This window comes from uncultured Roseibium sp., from assembly GCF_963675095.2.
Lineage (GTDB): Bacteria > Pseudomonadota > Alphaproteobacteria > Rhizobiales > Stappiaceae > Roseibium.
The window spans coordinates 1-16089 of sequence record NZ_CAXXSJ010000050.1; the positions used below are offsets into that span (position 1 = coordinate 1).

The 16089-nt window shown below is 61.2% G+C and carries 11 protein-coding genes, 1 tRNA gene and 1 CRISPR repeat array; of the genes, 4 read left to right on the forward strand and 8 right to left on the reverse strand.

Features of this window, described 5'->3' with window-relative positions; translation table 11 throughout:
* A partial coding sequence (locus ABIN98_RS19110) for a glutathione S-transferase family protein (protein ID WP_346912152.1) occupies positions 1-584 on the reverse strand: 584 nt, incomplete at its 3' end.
* 213 nt (positions 585-797) lie between these two features.
* Between ABIN98_RS19110 and ABIN98_RS19115 the strand changes: the two genes are divergently transcribed.
* On the forward strand, positions 798-1604 hold the full coding sequence (locus ABIN98_RS19115; RefSeq protein WP_346912153.1) for an undecaprenyl-diphosphate phosphatase: 807 nt from the start codon (positions 798-800) through the stop codon (positions 1602-1604).
* 15 nt (positions 1605-1619) lie between these two features.
* Here the strand turns inward: ABIN98_RS19115 and ABIN98_RS19120 are convergent, their stop codons facing one another.
* Positions 1620-2630, reverse strand: coding sequence for a WYL domain-containing protein (locus ABIN98_RS19120; protein WP_346912154.1), 1011 nt, complete (start codon positions 2628-2630; stop codon positions 1620-1622).
* A gap of 163 nt (positions 2631-2793) precedes the next feature.
* On the opposite strand from ABIN98_RS19120, the gene ABIN98_RS19125 reads away from it, so the two are divergent.
* Complete coding sequence (locus tag ABIN98_RS19125) at positions 2794-3045, forward strand: DUF1127 domain-containing protein (RefSeq protein ID WP_346912155.1); 252 nt, start codon at positions 2794-2796, stop codon at positions 3043-3045.
* 47 nt (positions 3046-3092) lie between these two features.
* On the opposite strand, the gene ABIN98_RS19130 is transcribed toward ABIN98_RS19125, so the two are convergent.
* Complete coding sequence (locus ABIN98_RS19130) at positions 3093-4361, reverse strand: MFS transporter (RefSeq protein WP_346912156.1); 1269 nt, start codon at positions 4359-4361, stop codon at positions 3093-3095.
* A 561-nt stretch (positions 4362-4922) separates the two neighbouring features.
* Positions 4923-5897, reverse strand: a complete 975-nt coding sequence (locus ABIN98_RS19135; protein WP_346912157.1) for a complex I NDUFA9 subunit family protein — start codon at positions 5895-5897, stop codon at positions 4923-4925.
* A 303-nt stretch (positions 5898-6200) separates the two neighbouring features.
* Here ABIN98_RS19135 and ABIN98_RS19140 point away from each other — a divergent pair.
* A tRNA-Leu gene (locus ABIN98_RS19140) sits at positions 6201-6287 on the forward strand.
* Between the two features lie 81 nt (positions 6288-6368).
* Positions 6369-8054: a CRISPR direct-repeat array (repeat unit 36 nt; unit sequence GTTGCGGTTGGCCTGCGTTTTCTGAACAGCTACACT).
* Between the two features lie 72 nt (positions 8055-8126).
* Here ABIN98_RS19140 and cas2 read toward each other — a convergent pair.
* The 3 genes from cas2 to cas9 form a co-directional block, all read right to left on the reverse strand.
* Positions 8127-8501: a CRISPR-associated endonuclease Cas2 gene (gene cas2, locus ABIN98_RS19145; RefSeq protein WP_346912158.1), complete on the reverse strand. Its 375-nt coding sequence runs from the start codon at positions 8499-8501 to the stop codon at positions 8127-8129.
* A complete protein-coding gene (gene cas1 / locus ABIN98_RS19150) occupies positions 8498-9427 on the reverse strand; it encodes a type II CRISPR-associated endonuclease Cas1 (RefSeq protein WP_346912159.1) in 930 nt (309 codons plus the stop codon). Before cas1 ends, cas2 begins: the two co-directional genes overlap by 4 nt.
* Positions 9428-9490: 63 nt before the next feature.
* Positions 9491-12805 carry a type II CRISPR RNA-guided endonuclease Cas9 gene (gene cas9 / locus ABIN98_RS19155; protein WP_346912160.1) on the reverse strand — a complete coding sequence of 1105 codons (3315 nt, stop codon included), beginning with the start codon at positions 12803-12805 and terminating at the stop codon, positions 9491-9493.
* Between the two features lie 339 nt (positions 12806-13144).
* Here cas9 and ABIN98_RS19160 point away from each other — a divergent pair, with 339 nt between their 5' ends.
* Entirely contained in the window at positions 13145-13759 is a 615-nt protein-coding gene (locus ABIN98_RS19160; protein WP_346912161.1) for a 2-hydroxychromene-2-carboxylate isomerase, read from the forward strand.
* Between the two features lie 279 nt (positions 13760-14038).
* On the opposite strand, the gene ABIN98_RS19165 is transcribed toward ABIN98_RS19160, so the two are convergent.
* Complete coding sequence (locus ABIN98_RS19165; RefSeq protein WP_346912162.1) at positions 14039-15985, reverse strand: sigma 54-interacting transcriptional regulator; 1947 nt, start codon at positions 15983-15985, stop codon at positions 14039-14041.
* Positions 15986-16089: the final 104 nt, after the last annotated feature.

Consider the following 16089-nt stretch of genomic DNA (forward strand, 5'->3'; position numbering starts at 1 on the left):
ACGTTTTCCTCTTCCGCCCATTTCACTTCGCCCAGATAGTCCGCGCAGGAAAGCTCGGCCGCCAGCGCGAAATCGGCAAAGGACAGCCGGTCGCCAGCAAGCCAGCGGCGCGAGGCGACAAGATAGCCGAAATAGCGCAGGTGATGGGGAATGTTCGCCCGGGCGACCCGAAGCACCGCCGAATCCGGCTCGCCGCCGCCGGCAGAGCGCGGCATGGCCTGCTTGTAGATCCGTTCGCGCACCAGATGGCCGACGGCTTCCTGATCGAATTTGCCGAGCGACCAGTCCACCAGCCGGCGGGTTTCGGCACGCGCTTCCGGATGGTCGGGCATCAGCCGCCGGTCGCCCACCGCATAGCCGCGGGTTTCGTCCAGATATTCCATGATGGGCCCCGGACCGCAGATCGCCGGTCCGCCGTTTTCCACCAGCACCGGCACCGTGCCCGCCGCGTTCAGCTCCAGCAGTTCCCGCTGCCGCTCCCAGGGGTTGACCTGCACCTCCTCGAAGGCAGCCTGGTACTCGGCAAGCACGAGGCGGACAAAGCGCGACGACGGCGAAAAGGGATGGTGATACAGCGTGAGCATATGGGGCTTCTGACAGGGCCTTGAAACGGGCGGGAGAGGAGGCTGGCCTTTTAGGCCAGCAACCACGCAGCGCCTAGCTGTCAATTATGACTGGAACAAGGTTATCAAGGGATTGATATTGCCGTACCGACAAGAATTTGACATGGCGCCTGCTTAAGCAGAGCAATAGGCGCGGGATTTCCTTTATCGATTGATTCGGAGTGACAAGCGGTTATGGACGGACAGACGTTTTTCGATGCACTGATCCTCGGGATCGTGGAAGGGCTGACGGAATTCATCCCCGTTTCCTCCACCGGGCACATTCTCCTGCTGGGGCATTTTTTAGGGTTCGAAAGCACCGGCAAGACCTTTGAGGTGCTGATCCAGCTCGGCGCCATCCTGGCGATCCTGACGGTCTATTCCGCGCGGTTGTGGAAGATCGCAGCGGCTCTGCCCAGTGACCAGAATGCCCGCCGCTTCGTCATCGGCATCCTGCTCGCCTTCCTGCCGGCCGCCGTGATCGGCGTCATGGCGCATGGGTTCATCAAGGAAGTGCTGTTTGAATCGCCGGCGCTGATCTGCTCCACGCTGCTGATCGGCGGCATCATCCTGTTGTGGATCGATCGGCTGGACCTGAAACCGCGCTACACCAACGTGATGGACTATCCGCTCTGGCTCTGTTTCGTGATCGGCGTGTTCCAGTGCCTGGCCATGGTTCCCGGCGTGTCCCGCTCCGGCTCGACCATCGCGGGCTCCTTGCTGCTCGGCACGGACAAGCGCTCGGCGGCGGAGTTTTCCTTCTTTCTCGCAATGCCGACCATGGTCGGGGCCTTCACCTACGACCTCTACAAGAACCGCAACGTGCTGTCGGTCGACGATGCGGCGATCATCACCGTCGGCTTCATCGCCTCCTTCATCGCCGGCGTGTTCGTGGTCCGGGGCCTGCTCGATTTCGTCAGCCGCCACGGCTTCGCACCCTTCGCCTACTGGCGGATCTTTGTCGGTCTCGCAGGTTTTGCCGGGCTTTACCTGGTCGGCTGAACGGGCGTCTTTCGCTTAACGGTCGCCGCCATGCACGGCGGCCATGCCGTTGAGTTCCGTAATCAGTTCCTGCCGCAACTCGGTCGGCTCGAGGATTTCCGCTCCGGGTCCAAGCCAGCGCACCAGCGGCAGGATGCGCTCGCTGCTGGCGTTGGGAATGCCGATCACGATACTGCCGTCGTCCGCCGGGGCGAAGGCCGCGTGCTTGTAGTACCAGTCGGCGCTGAGCTTGCGCGCCTGGTCGGCGGTGACCTTGATCCGCGCGACCGGCCCCTCCTTTTCCCAACGGCGCATGGCCCGCTCCAGCCAGACGCCGCCCAGCAGGGACTGGACTGTAAAATCCTTCGACGGCCGGAAGCGGAAGCCGCTGACCTCCAGGTCGCTCGCCCGGTCGGCCCGGTAGATCTTCAGGATATCCGTATCGACGCAGCGCCCGGCCAGATACCACAGGTCCCGGTCGAACAGGATGCCGTAGGGCTCCACGTCATGGGCCCTGATCTCCCGCCGGCTGGGGTTGGCATAGTCGAACCGCACCCGACGGCTTTCCAGAAGACCGAGCATGAAGCCGTCGAGCGCCCGCTGCCATGCGCCGGTTGGCTCCGCCTTGGTGCCTGCATGGAAGATATCGGCCGGCACCGGCTCGATGCCGATGATCCGGTCGGCCTGGCTGAGCAGGTCGTGCACGGCCTTCGGCAGGGAGGCGACCAGCTTGCGTTCGGCCGCGTCCAGGTCGGCCGCCAGCGGCGTGGTGCGGATGGAGCGGATCAGCGCAAGCGCCGACAGAAGCGCCGCTGTCTCGTTTCGGCTGAGCGCCACCGGCGGATGCAGATAGCCCTTGGCGAGCCGGTAACCGCCTTCCGCCCCGCGCTCCGCGTCGACCGGAACCCCGAGCGCGATCAGCCGGTCGATGTCCCGGTAGATGGTCCTGAGCGACACGTCGAACCGCTCGGCCAGCGTGGTCGCGCTGACCAGCTTGCCGCTGCTCAACAGCAGCAGAATGCCAAGCGCACGCTCGATCGGGTTCATGGGGTCGCTCCTTCCTCCTGATCTTTCCTACCGTAAAAAATAACTAACTGGAACAGAACCGGATCAAACCTGACTCACTGCTGTCAGGTATGCCCTGTCAAAGTCTCCTCAAGCCCGGAGTTTCAACAGGTTTCAGACCGCCGGGAACGACAGGAGACAGGACATGACACTGACACTGGAAACCACCTTCGGCCGCCGCCAGCGCGGCCGCTCGCTCGTCATCCGCGTGCTGCAGGCCATCACCACGACGCTCTACCGCGCCCACCGCCGGCGCGTGACCGAAAAGGCGCTGAGCAAACTCAACGACCGCGAACTGGACGACATCGGCGTGACCCGGACGTCCACGGGCTACATCCTGGCCCCGTGGCATCCGGACCGGGGTCCGTCGGATTGGCGTTACCACGAAAAGCGATGACCATGCGGAGAAGCGGGGCCGGGGAAATCCGGAGCCCGCAGCTCTTTCTAAGCCTTGCGCGTCAGCCGTTTGATCGCCGGGCTGTTCCAGGAAAAGAACAGCACCACGATGCCGGTCAGGGCCGCGACAATCGTGATGTAGAACGGCAGGCGGATATTGATGCCCATCAGGTCGCCGCCCGCCAGCGACACGATGCCGGCAATCAGGGTGAAGACGGCAATGGTGATGCCCATGACCCAGCCCTGTTCCTCGTCGCTGACGCTTTCCGAGAACAGGCCGAGGAACGTCGGATAGGAAATGCCGAACACGAAATAAAATGCGAACACCGGAACGAAGCACAGCAGCGCGACCGGGGAGAGCACGAACAGCGCGGCACAGACCGCCCACACGATCAGGTTCCCGGCGATGATCGTCTGCTTGCCGAACCGGCGCTGGGCGGGCACGACCAGAAACGTGCTTGAAAAGGCAAGCGCCACGCCGATCGTCAGCATGATCATGCTGCCGCCGAAGGCGCCGTAGCCGAAGCGGCTGGACATGTAATTGTCGACGAAGACGTAGAATGTCATGTTGGCGATCTGGAAGAAGACGAGGACGATGACCAGCCGCAGCACCAGCGGATAGGATTTCACCCGCCACAACAGCTCGAAGATTTCAGCCGGCTTGAAGGTAAACGCCGCCGTCTCGGTCCGGACCTCGCGATAAAAGGCGAGCACCATGACAATCGCCACGGCCACCAGCGCGAAGGCGGCGTAGAACGGCAGCTTCAGGCCCGCATCGGCACCGATGAGGCCCACGTTAACACCGATTAGGTTTGGGTCCGACAGCAGCCCGCCGATGATCGGCCCGCCCACCAGCCCGAAGCTCACGCCCGTAATGATATAGCCCATGTTGCGCACGCGCTCTTCCTCGTTGGCGCTGGCATCGATCATGGCCGCCTGGGCAATCGGCTGGTTTCCGGCGGTAAAGCCGGTGATCACCCGCCCGAGGATCAAGAGCAGGAAGCTGTTCACATAAAGGGCGGCGATGGTGATCGCGTAGCCGGCCAGGGCGCCGGCCAGGCAGATCAGGATGGCGCGCTTGCGGCCGATCACATCGGAAAGTTTGGAGATGTAAGGCGCGCCCAGAAACCAGGCGATGAAGAAGGCGCCGATGACGAGCCCGTAGTCCAGATGGCGTGTCGGATCCGAGACGGATTTCGCCAGTAGCGGCGAGGTCGGCTCCATGATCAGGCTGTTCAGGATCGGAAACACCAGCCCCTGGCCGAGCAGGTCGATGAACACGACGAACAGCAGCGTCACCTTGGCGGAAACGGACATGGCGCACCCGGATCTGATTGAGACCGGTTCAGCCTAGAGTGGTTCCCGGAGAAATGGAAACGTTTCCGGGTATTCGCCGTTCCCGGACCGGCAATTCTCTCCCGTCATTCCGGATCAGTATTCGGCTATGTCTGACTTGTCTCGGATGACAGTGATGGGCACGGCGATGATCTTACACACCACCGTCACCCCGGCCCTGAGCCGGGGCCTACTCGCAGAACCACTTGCCGCAGCTTTGGTGAAGGGAGCGCCGGCTCTGCAAACGAGTAGGCCCCGGGTCTCACTGCGTTCGCCCGGGGTGACAATCGGGGTGTGTGGCGCCGCAAAGATCGCCTGTCCGGTGCGACCAACTCAGTCATGCGAATTGAGGATAGCTTCGCAGCTTTGCACCCCTCTCCCCCCTTGAGGGGGAGATGTCACCGAAGGTGACAGAGGGGGGTAACGGCAGTCATTTTATATTCGGGCGTCGGCTCATGCCGCGAGGCCCAACACCCCCCTCTGTCCGCTTTCGCGGACATCTCCCCCTCAAGGGGGGAGAGGGGTGCAAGTGGCACAGCCCCCTCAGGCGATGCGGTGGGCGTCGTACTGGCCGTGTTCGCGGAAGCGGTCCAGGTAGGTCGGCAGGATCGTCGCCAAAGTGGTCGGGCTGATGCCCATGCCGGCAAGGGTTCGGCACTCGCTGGCAGCGGCTTCCGACACCACGTTGTCGGTCTTCAACAGCGCCACCTGGTCGGCCGTCAGCATCGGCTTGGGCAGCATCTGCATGATCTTGCCCAGGACGGACGCGATCTCGAACGGCAGCGGCACCAGCATGCGCTGCTTGCGCGTGACCGCCATCATTTCTTCCAGGCACTCGCGGAACGTCCGAACTTCCGGTCCGCCGAGCTCATAGGTCGTGCCCGCGGTCAGCTCGCCGTCGACGGCTTTGGCGACGGCCTCGGCCACGTCGCAGACATAGACCGGCTGGAACTTGGTATGGCCGCCGCCGATCAGCGGCAGGGCCGGCGAAAACCGTGCCATGCCGGCGAACTTGTTGAAGAAGTCGTCTTCCGTGCCGAAAATGATCGACGGCCGCAGGATGATGCTGTCCGGCAGGGTCTCCATCACGCCGGCCTCGCCGGCCGCCTTGGAGCGGGCATAGGCGGATGCGCTATCCGCATCCGCGCCGATGGCCGAGATATGGGTGATGGCGGAAAGACCGGCGCCGCGGGCGGCTTCGGCGATGGCGCGCGGGCCGAAGTCCTGGACCGCGTCGAAGGTCTGCTTGCCGCTCGGAGCCAGGATGCCGACCGCGTTGACGACCGCATCCGCGCCCTGCACGGCCCGGTCGACGGACCAGCGGTAGCGCAGGTTCGCCTGGACGGGCATGATCTGCCCCGGCGCGCCGAGCGGCTGCAGGTGGGTCGCCAGGTCCGGCCGGCGCACGGCGGCGCGCACCCGGTAGCCGCGCTTTGCCAGCGCCTGCACCACATGGCGCCCGACGAACCCGGACGCACCGAAGACCGTGACGAGTTTTCCATTCAAAGCCGTGGACATGGCCGCTTGCCTCTCACGTCTGGTATTAATGTCGCGTGCCTGAGGGCCGCGACCTGCAGAAGAATCCTGTGTCCCGCCGGTCTGAAACCGGGGGCCGTACAGTCTCTTAGCCCTTTGCCGGCCCTATGTGAAGAGCCCAGTAGCGGCACGCGCACGAGGCTTCCCGTGCGGGAATGAAATTGTCTGCAAAAGGGTGATTGACAAGTCCCCGACAGACCCTTACAAGCGCCCACCTGAGCCCGGCTTTGAAGGCTGGCGGCGCGGATCGAAAGACCTTGGCCGTCTCATCAAAACAGGCTCAATGCCCAGGTGGCGGAATTGGTAGACGCGCCAGCTTCAGGTGCTGGTGCTCGCAAGGGCGTGGAGGTTCGAGTCCTCTCCTGGGCACCAATATCCGGTTTCGGATCGTTTCAGATGATCCAGAAACACGACAAAAAGCTCCGGTTCTCCGGGGCTTTTTTCGTTTTGGGCGTTTGAAGTAGCGTGAGTTTTCTGAACAGCTACACTGTTCGTGTGAAATTCGATCTGCTTTGGGTAGTTGCGGTTGGCCTGCGTTTTCTGAACAGCTACACTCTGTCATTGATGCATCGCTCGGCATCGGCAGTTGCGGTTGGCCTGCGTTTTCTGAACAGCTACACTGTCCGTGTTTACGGTAAAGTGAAAAAGGGCGTTGCGGTTGGCCTGCGTTTTCTGAACAGCTACACTCAGGTCAAATTGTCATAGGACACGTCGACAGTTGCGGTTGGCCTGCGTTTTCTGAACAGCTACACTTTCGCATCGCGAACAGCTTCCTGACCGCAGGTTGCGGTTGGCCTGCGTTTTCTGAACAGCTACACTACTGACCATGACGCTTTACGGATCGGCCCAGTTGCGGTTGGCCTGCGTTTTCTGAACAGCTACACTTTGCTTTGCCGGCGGCGGCGGGGCATCGACGTTGCGGTTGGCCTGCGTTTTCTGAACAGCTACACTTGCGGGGCGGACCTATCTCACGGGTGAGCGGTTGCGGTTGGCCTGCGTTTTCTGAACAGCTACACTGCTCTCACATGGCTCGAAGTGAAGCACGTCGTTGCGGTTGGCCTGCGTTTTCTGAACAGCTACACTGGAACTCGGTGCCGACCGGCTCATCGTCGAGTTGCGGTTGGCCTGCGTTTTCTGAACAGCTACACTCAGGTCATCGTCTTATCGTCACGTAATCATGTTGCGGTTGGCCTGCGTTTTCTGAACAGCTACACTGACGGATAGCGGGCTTTCATATCAGATCCGGTTGCGGTTGGCCTGCGTTTTCTGAACAGCTACACTTCCATGCATGGCATGGCGTTCGCCTGCCCAGTTGCGGTTGGCCTGCGTTTTCTGAACAGCTACACTTGGACCGGACAACGTTCCGGTTTCTGCCCGGTTGCGGTTGGCCTGCGTTTTCTGAACAGCTACACTCACCCGCGCGCCCGATGTGGAGCGCCCCTGGTTGCGGTTGGCCTGCGTTTTCTGAACAGCTACACTAACCGCCGTAAAGTTCAGCCACCAGTCCCGGTTGCGGTTGGCCTGCGTTTTCTGAACAGCTACACTCTACAAGGCGAACTACGCCAAGGGTTGGAAGTTGCGGTTGGCCTGCGTTTTCTGAACAGCTACACTTGAAAATGGAACTAGCAGCTACGCCGGAGTGTTGCGGTTGGCCTGCGTTTTCTGAACAGCTACACTGCTCACCTTCATCTACATGTCCGGCGCTCGGTTGCGGTTGGCCTGCGTTTTCTGAACAGCTACACTCTCCGATTTCCGTGAGGTAGGCACTCAGAAGTTGCGGTTGGCCTGCGTTTTCTGAACAGCTACACTAACCACAGAACATCGCTTGCGCTGCTCGATGTTGCGGTTGGCCTGCGTTTTCTGAACAGCTACACTGTTACGATAAAAACCTCAACGGACGACTGCGTTGCGGTTGGCCTGCGTTTTCTGAACAGCTACACTTCCGGACTTCATCCACCGTGACCACGACAAGTTGCGGTTGGCCTGCGTTTTCTGAACAGCTACACTTTCCCAATCGCCGGCCATGATGCATCCGTAGTTGCGGTTGGCCTGCGTTTTCTGAACAGCTACACTCCAGTAGCCCATGGTTCCAGTTGTTGCGGTGTTGCGGTTGGCCTGCGTTTTCTGAACAGCTACACTCGCTGATGGCCCAATTCGTTGATATCAATAGCGAATTGGGCCGTTGAGCGCTCAAAAAGTGGTGCTTTTCTGCTAAAAGAGCGCGATCTGATCGGGGTTTTTCCGGCGCGCACGGCGCGACTGGTCACTGAACCGCACAATGTTTTCATATTGCCTGTCCGTGAATTGGAAGATGAAAACATCGCCGCGCTCCGGCAGGTTTGATTCGATACGACGTACATGGGTTTCGAACTGTTCTTGACCGTTGACCAGTCTGAGATAATTCGAAAGCTGACTCATTTCGAAGCCCTGGTCCAGCAGAAACTGGCGGAATTTCGTGGCTGCGGCGCGTTGTTTCTTCGTTTCAACCGGCAAATCGAAAGTTACTAACATCCACATCAGCCTGTAAGCGGACAAGTGCGTCGGTTCGCTCCGCTTTCCCCGTTCTTGTGTGTAGAGCGTCGTCATGTCGTCGCCTCCGGCTGCCGGCCGAGCGCTGACAAAACAAGAGGAGAGGGCGCGGATGGCAACTCCAGTTGACCCGCGCCTGCCTGGAAGATTGTCGCCAGTTGCTGCGCGAGGCGGGTGACATGCATATAAAGGGGGCTCATGCCCTGGATGCTTTCCAGATCGAAGCTCGTGACACGCACCAAAGCTGACCGTGTTTCCGGCGTAACCTCCTCCGCGCCGTCCCGAACAAGATTGAAGACCAGTCGGTCGACAAGCGGGCGATAGGGTTCCATCAGGTCGTCTGCCAGTGCAAACGCATTGCCGCGATTCGAATGGTGCAGGCCGAGGGTCGGGTGAAGTCCTGCGGCACAGATCGCCCGGCTGACAATAGCCCGCAGCACCGTATAGCCGTAGTTGAGCAGGGCATTCGTTCCCTCTCCGGAGGTATCGCGCCGGAACGCTTCTCCCATCAATGCCTGCCAGTAGCGGCGCGCGGCCTGAGCCTCCACATTGTCGGGATCTCCGGAGCGGACTTTTCGGGCCAGCCTATCGAAGGCGCCCGCTTCTCCCCCGGCAGAGGCGAGAATGGCACCCTGCATCCGGATCTTTGCCACTACGATGTCGCGCCAGAGACGTTTGGCAAGAGGTTTCGACGCATCCGCCTGAGCGTTCAAACGGGCGCCTTGCGCATGATTGCCTTCAAGCGGCCAGACACAGGCGACCGGTGCATGATTTTGGGCACAAAGCACCACCGGAACGGAACGCTCGGCAAGGCGCGTGAACACCGTGTTGGACCATGTCAGACCATGGGCATGCGCGATAACGCCGCCGATATCGTCGAGCGCGATACGACCCTGCTCCTCCCTGTTTTTTGAAACGGTGAGGAAGCCACGATGGACAGCGACATGCAGGCCATCCGAAGATAAATCGACCACGCGTTGCATGGCGAAACAATACCATCGAATGAAGCGACCGGCTTCCGTGACCTTAACGTTTGGTTAACCCGTTTATTTTTCCCACCAGGGACCGGGATCGAAAACCTGACCGATCTCGTCGATGCGAACCTGACGCGGTTTCGCCTTTTTCAAGGGATTCGGCATTGGGCGGAACGGCTTGTAGGTCTTCTGCCTCTCCCGCTCGTCCAGATTGCCGGCCTCATGGTGTGGGTCTAGGTAAAGCTGCTTGTTGCGCTGATCGAACTTGCGCACCTTGGCGACAACACGCTCTCCGGTATCGGGATCGTCATAGGCCACCATGTCCCCTTTCATAAGGCTCATGATCTTGCGCGCGTTATGGTGCTTCAGGCGCAGTTTGGGCACATAGTCCGGATTATGCGCATCGAACAGGGAAACCACTTCCGCATCCCATTTGCCGTCCGGCAGTTCCCAGACCTCGAAGCGGTGATTGTCTCCGGGCAGATATCCCTTCTTGTGCTTACCGTTGCCATGGGTGATCCAGACCGGACTTCTGGGCTCCACGATCCGCACATGCCGGATGCCGGCGAACTTTTGATCGTTCTCGACAAAGTCCTGCACCGCAGCCTCGAACGCCTTGCTCTCCAGACCGCGCGTAGCCTCGAATAGCCGGTCGCGCAATTCCGAATGGCCGTGTTCGTTGCCCCGGATTGCTTGCAAGTCCGAAGGTTTCTTGAAATGGGACAGGCCCACCCGGCGCACCACCAGTTCGTTGCCCTTAGCGTCCGTCTCGCCGGTGAACCCGTAGGCGGTGTCGTTGTGCAGCTTGCCGGCCGTCTGGCCTCGCCCCTTGTCGTAGTCTTTTCGCGAGACCGTGCCGTGGTCCGGCTTGTGACTTACGACAACCCTCTGGAGGCGATCCCGCAGTTCGTCGCGAAAGGCGGGCCAAGGCACCGGCACCTGGCTTGCTACTCTTTCCGCCCCGTCCTCCTCCGCCTTTGCCGAAGCGGTCGCAAGCTTCTGAATCAGGGAGCGGGAGGTACAGGCGATCACTGCAGCATCGATGGCATGGTGCCGATGGTCCAGCCGGTTCTTCGGCTTTGCGGCATCCGTCAGGTTATGATCGTAAAGGATGTCGTTCAGCGACCAGTTCCGGCGCAGCATTTCCGTCATGCGCCCCGGCAGGGCGCGCACCCGTGTGTGCTTGCGGAACACGCCGTCAATGTCCGGCTCCTCCGCATCGTAGAGAGCCGCCAGATAGGTCAGCGCCAGCCGCGAGATATGCTGCATGTCGGTTACCTGCCGGGCCAGGAACCCTTCCTCGTCTCCGAAACGCTCCATGGCATTCTCGGCGAACCGCCATTGCTTGTTTTTCGGCAGCACCGTGGCGCGCGCAAGGATGTCGCCGTAGCTTGCCCGCCATTGCGGCACATCCGCCGGCGGCCGGTTGGCCTTTACCCGGTTACATGCCGTACAGCACAGGATCTTGTTGGCCTGACCGTCGTCCAGCGTCTTCGAATAGGGCAGGATATGGTCGATATCCGTCTCGCCGTTGAACAGCTTTTCCGCATTGATCGGCGTGCCGCAATAAACACAGACCCGGCCGAGGGGCTGATCCGGATTGAGTTCTTCCCATAGTTTCAATCGCAAACGATTGTAGCCATTATCGGTTTGCCTGAAAGTCTCCTGCAGTTCCTTGGAGCGGGCCTGTGCCGCCCTGGTGTTTTCACCGATCCGCCGGTTGACGTCGTTGCGCTTCTGCTCGTTCAGCTTCAACTCGCGACCGAGTTCGATTGCGATCCGGTCCGGACGGCCATGCTTTCGGATGATCCCGTTGACGACCCGCCGCAGCTGATTGAGGGCGATATGCACGGTCGGGTTGGTGATCCGTCCCATGACCTCGTCCCATTCGGGCGCTTTTTCGTCCGCCTCGCCACCCGTTCCCGGTGGAATATGCCGTTCCAGAACCTGCTGATATTTCGGAAGTTCGGACAGACCTTTCCGGTTGGGGTCGCTTTCCGCGTTGGTCCGGCCATAAACATTCTTTGCCGCCGCCGCTTCGGTGATGACAAAGCCGTCCTCGTCGCGGCCTTGGGTCATTTCGTCCAGCAGCGAGGCAAGTGCCGTCGATCCCATGCGGCCGTAGCCCTCCGGCATGGGCGTGTCGGCGACCGTTCGGGCATTTTCCTTCTCAAGTCCGCAATCGATGCGCAGCCATTCCACCAGCCTGTCCCGGTCGGGCTCCGTGCGCAGCTTCTCGGTAATTTCAGCCTGACGGTCGAGGGAAAAGGCGCTCCAGGAATTGCCGAAACACTCCGGTTGCGACATGCGGAAATGAACGACATTCCCGTCCAGATCCTTGCGGTTGTCGCTTTCCTTGTTGAAGCGCACCTCTTTTCCGAGTTTCAACTCCTTACGCATCTTCGAAAACGGCGCCTTGCCCTGTTTATTGAGGCTGGTGCGCAGCAGGAGCGCGAGCACATCGCGCTGGTCCGGCGTCAGTTTTCGATGCTGCTGGTCCTCGCCGACGATTTCCAGCTCGTTGACCTCCTTCATCAGCCGGAAAGCCTGAAACAGGGGATGCGCCTTGGGTAGGCGGTTTTCCGCCGGATTGTAGGAGCACTTGCCGGGCTTCACCGGCCTCAAGGGGCGTTGATAAAAGATCGTTTCGCGCAGTTCATTGATCAGGTCGTCCGTGAGCAGGCCGGCATGAAACTGTTTTTGCTTGCCGACGATCCTGTCGAATTCGCGCTCCAGAACCGCACGGGACGGATAGAAGGTATAGGCCTTGCCGTCGGCGGTCATGCGCGCACGCACCGAGAGCCCGGCAAGACGGCGCTTGTTCAGCCATTCGCCGAAACTGCGGGCGCCTTCTTCCATCATTTGCGTTTCCAACCGGGTGATGGCCTCGGCGATCTTGCCCTGTTCGGCATCGTTGCTGTCGGTCTTGCGGTTGGACTTGAAGCCCCGGCGCTGGTTGAGCTGGAACAACACCCGGCCGAGCTCATGCGGCGTCAGCGCTTCGTCCAGCGCTTTTGCGCGCAAGGCATAGACCGAACCGCCGACATCTCCGCCTTTCCCGTCCGATGTCTCCTTCAAAAGTGCTTTACGTCCCGGCTCGTCCGCAGGCATCAGACCATTCTCTGTGAGAAGATCGAGCAGGCGTTTGCGCCGCTTCAGATAGCGGTCTCGCCTGCGCCTCGCTCCCCGCGCCTCGCGCCGGTTGACGGCAAGCGAGGCCAGCGATTTCGGATCGCGGCCGGCCATTTCCGACTGCGAAAAGATCCGGACGCCAATATCGACTACCTGCCCCTGATCCTTCCGCCCCGGTTCGCCATCCGTTTCGATCAGGCACCAACCGAGGGAATTCGTACCGAGGTCAATGCCGAGAGTGGTCAATCTTGTCATTTCGCCCCCTGGTTGTTTCTTGCAGGATTGACGAAAATTAGAATTTAGGCAAATGTAACGATGTTCAGAAAACGCAGTCCAGCCGTTAACAAGCTGAGATATGCACCAGATAAGGCCAGCGCTCCAGCGCTGGCTTTTTTGTAGCTGGTCATGTCAGGGACGCTTGAACCGGGCTGTTGCTTTCGGTCCCATCTCTTCCCGCACAGCAGAACCGTTCATTTCACCCGATAAGCCCCTTCGCCGACCGCTCAGAGATTGGCTTTCCGGCCTGAGTCGCGTACCCATTATGCGCCGCCGCACAACGGGCTTCAGGTGCGCAGGCGCAAGCGGAGACGGAAGATGAGGACGATCACCTATTACTACGCGCCGATTTCCGGTTTTGCCTATCTGGGCGAACGGCGCCTGATGGAGATTGCACGGTGCGCCGGGGCCGAGGTCGAGTTCCGGCCGATCGACATTCAGCGGATCTTCCAGGCTGCCGAAACCGTGCCGCCGGGCAAGCAGCCGCAGGCGCGGCTGAGCTACCGGTTGATGGATCTGAAACGTCAGGCCGAACGTCTGGGACTGCCGATCAATCCGAAGCCGAAGCACTGGCCGGTGCCCGCCGGACTGCCCGCCCGGCTGATCTACGCGACCGGCGCCCTGGGCCACCCGCAGCACCCGCTTTCCTTCGCGATCCTTTCCGCCGTTTATGCCAGGGAACAGGACATTTCCGATCCCGAGACCCTGAAAGAAATTCTGAAGGGGCTCGACCTTGACGCCGAAGCGCATTTTGAAACGGCCGAGACCCGGGACATCGCCGACCGGTTCGAAGCCGGCAACGCAGCGGCGATTGCGGCCGGGGTCTTCGGCTCTCCGACCTATGTGTTCGACGGCGAAATGTTCTTCGGTCAGGACCGGCTGGACCTGCTCGCCTGGCGTCTCGGCGTGACCGACCCGCTTTGTGAAAGTTAGGCCTGGATTGCTTGGGTCCGGTTTGGCTGGCGTAGCTGGCGCTCTGACCGGCCGAACATTCCGGTGCCCTCCCTGCACAGGCAGGGATCCAGTAGGCTTTTGAATTCGCTTTTGTTTTCAATCGCGAGCGGCACGGGGTACTGGATCCCGATCTTGCCGCTGACGCGTCAAACCGGGATGACAACCGAGAGCGGGGCGCGGGTTTCTGAGCCGGCTGGCTGAAGGACCGTAGTCTTTCAAGCGAGACACTTGGGAGGCCCGGCAACGGGCCGCAGATCCCTAAAGCTTGAAGGCCTTGGCGTTGATGCCGTAGCGCTGCAGGCGCGAGTAGAGCGTCGTCGGTTTGACGCCCATCAGCTTGGCGGCTCCGTTCGGCCCGGAGACGCGGCCCTTGCAGGTGCGAAGGGCTTCTTCCAGCGCCGCGCGCTCCATGTCGAGACGGTCGGCCTCCGTCAGGATCTTGCGCGACGGGGCCGGCTCCAGCAGGTCGGTCTCCACTTCCGGTTCGGCCGGGATGGAAATCGTCACCGGTACATGCAGGCGCAGCCGGCCGTCGGTCGCGGTGATCACCGCCCGCTCGATGACGTTTTCCAGCTCGCGGATGTTGCCCGGCCAGTGATAGCCTTGCAGCCGTTCCGCATCGCCCAGGCTGATCTGCAGGCCCGGCTTGTTCAGCCGGGAGCTGGCCCGTTTCAAAAACAGGGAGGCGAGCAGGGGAATGTCCTCCAGCCGTTCGCGCAAAGGCGGCAGCTCGATCGGAAACACGTTCAGGCGGAAATAGAGGTCTTCCCGGAAAACTTTCTGCTGCACCTCCGCCTGGAGGTCGCGGTTGGTGGCCGCGATCACCCTGACGTCGACGTCCCGGGTTCTGGTTTCGCCGACCCTTTCGAATTGCTGCTCCTGCAGGATGCGCAGGAGCTTTGATTGGTGCTCTGGGGGCAGTTCCCCGATCTCGTCCAGGAAGATCGTCCCGCCGTCGGCCAGTTCGAACCGGCCGACCCGTTCGCTCACCGCGCCGGTGAAGGCGCCCTTGGCGTGGCCGAAGAACTCGCTTTCGAACAGCTCCCGCGGGATCGAGGCGCAGTTCACCCGGATCAGCGGACGGTTGCGGCGCGGGCTGGCATCATGGATGGCGCGGGCGATCAGCTCCTTGCCGGTGCCGGATTCGCCCGTGATCAGGACGCTCGCGTTCGACGGAGCCACCAGCTCGATCTGCCGCAGCACATGCTTGACCGCCTGGCTGTTGCCGACGATTTCCCGGTGGGCGTAGTCCTCGCTGAGTTCCTCCTGCAGATAGGCGTTCTCCAGTTCCAGCCGGTGCCGCAGGCGTTCCACTTCGTCCAGCGCGTTCAAGAGGTCCTGCTGTCCCTTGCGCTGTTCGGAAACGTCGCGGAAGACGACCACCGCGCCGAGCAGCTTGCCCTTTTCCTGAATGGGGGTGCTGGTGTACTCGACCGGAAAACAGCTTCCGTCCCGGCGCCAGAAGACCTCGTCGGTCACCCGGTGGACCAGACCGTCGCGAAACGCCGCATAGATCGGGCAGGCCTTGATCGCGTAGCCGGTGCCGTCCTCGTGGCTGTGGTGAAATATCCCGTGGGCCGCCTGTCCGATCAGCTCTTCGGCGCGCCAGCCGAGCATGCGTTCGGCGGCCGGATTGAGAAATGTGGTCAGCCCTTCCGCATCGACGCCGTAGATCCCTTCGCCCGCCGCATGCAGGATCAGCTGGTTGCCCCGCTCCAGCTGGCGGAACACGTCGTCGATCTCGCGCACCGGCGCCTGCCGGTTGCGGTAGAACTGCAGGACCTCGGTTTCCGCGCGGCGCATCTTGACGAGGCGCAGATCGAAGAAGGTCATGACGATGCGTTTCCGGTCGCCTTCGGAATAGGTGGACAGGTACAGCTCGACGGGCTTGGGCTCGCCTTCCTTGACCGCGATCGCCAGACTGGTCGACCAGGCGCTTCCCGTGTGCAGGCATTCCAGGCTCAGCCCGGTGAAGGCCGGCAGCTGGTCGGGAAACAGGCGGCTTGGCGCCATGCCGCCGAGACCGTAGCCCCGCATGCCGGTCAGCCGGAGCGCTGCGTCGTTGAACTGGAGTATGCGATCCTCGTAAGGATCGATGACGATGACCGCGGCCTCGATGCTGTCGAGTGCGGCATGCCACTGCTCATTGGTCTTGAAATCGACCAGGATACTCGGTGCGGACATGGAACGCAGTCCCCCTTCCATGAGGTCATTCCTGCAAATGTCCCGCACCGCGTCAAGACGAGATTTCGTAATTTTTATTACGAAAACATAAATTTTCCAACTTTTCGTAAAACGAGTCCCGTGGG

Excerpts from the sequence above, each read along its gene's own strand:
- ABIN98_RS19115 (WP_346912153.1), top strand. The coding sequence starts at position 798 with ATGGACGGACAGACGTTTTTCGATGCACTGATCCTCGGGATCGTGGAA.
- ABIN98_RS19120 (WP_346912154.1), bottom strand. The coding sequence starts at position 2,630 with ATGAACCCGATCGAGCGTGCGCTTGGCATTCTGCTGCTGTTGAGCAGC.
- ABIN98_RS19125 (WP_346912155.1), top strand. The coding sequence starts at position 2,794 with ATGACACTGACACTGGAAACCACCTTCGGCCGCCGCCAGCGCGGCCGC.
- ABIN98_RS19130 (WP_346912156.1), bottom strand. The coding sequence starts at position 4,361 with ATGTCCGTTTCCGCCAAGGTGACGCTGCTGTTCGTCGTGTTCATCGAC.
- ABIN98_RS19135 (WP_346912157.1), bottom strand. The coding sequence starts at position 5,897 with ATGTCCACGGCTTTGAATGGAAAACTCGTCACGGTCTTCGGTGCGTCC.
- cas2 (WP_346912158.1), bottom strand. The coding sequence starts at position 8,501 with ATGACGACGCTCTACACACAAGAACGGGGAAAGCGGAGCGAACCGACG.
- cas1 (WP_346912159.1), bottom strand. The coding sequence starts at position 9,427 with ATGCAACGCGTGGTCGATTTATCTTCGGATGGCCTGCATGTCGCTGTC.
- cas9 (WP_346912160.1), bottom strand. The coding sequence starts at position 12,805 with ATGACAAGATTGACCACTCTCGGCATTGACCTCGGTACGAATTCCCTC.
- ABIN98_RS19160 (WP_346912161.1), top strand. The coding sequence starts at position 13,145 with ATGAGGACGATCACCTATTACTACGCGCCGATTTCCGGTTTTGCCTAT.
- ABIN98_RS19165 (WP_346912162.1), bottom strand. The coding sequence starts at position 15,985 with ATGGAAGGGGGACTGCGTTCCATGTCCGCACCGAGTATCCTGGTCGAT.